Consider the following 386-nt stretch of genomic DNA (forward strand, 5'->3'; position numbering starts at 1 on the left):
TTCTATTTGATTTTAATAGCTTTTCTATCAAAGGTTCAAAGCTGTAAAGATTGCTCAAGCCTTTGTCATTGACTGATTTTGCGCGGATTTTTCTCTTCAAGAACCCTTTAGATATTAATTTGTTTATGGTTCGCTGCACGGTTCTTGGGTGTTGGTTGATCCTACCTGCTAGTGTAGAAATGCTTGGGAATGCTGGGGTGTCTGCAAAGTGAATGAAAGAGATTAGATGAATGAGTAACAGCATTTCGGGGTTACTCAATTCTAGAACCATCTGTTTTTCAAGCAATAAATTAGGAACAGTTGTCCACCCTGCTTCCTCTAGGATGCTATATGCCCACCTGCTTGCTAAGATCACTGGTATTTGGTTGCGGTTTATTTTTTTTTTT

The 386-nt window shown here is 38.6% G+C and carries 1 protein-coding gene; it reads right to left on the minus strand.

Annotated elements, in window-relative coordinates:
* Positions 1 to 386, minus strand: a 386-nt coding sequence (locus HG543_RS54305; protein WP_211194841.1) for a helix-turn-helix domain-containing protein, incomplete at both ends; no start/stop codon positions are given.

Origin of the sequence: Pyxidicoccus fallax, from assembly GCF_012933655.1 — a bacterium.
In the GTDB taxonomy this organism is placed as follows: Bacteria; Myxococcota; Myxococcia; order Myxococcales; family Myxococcaceae; genus Myxococcus; species Myxococcus fallax.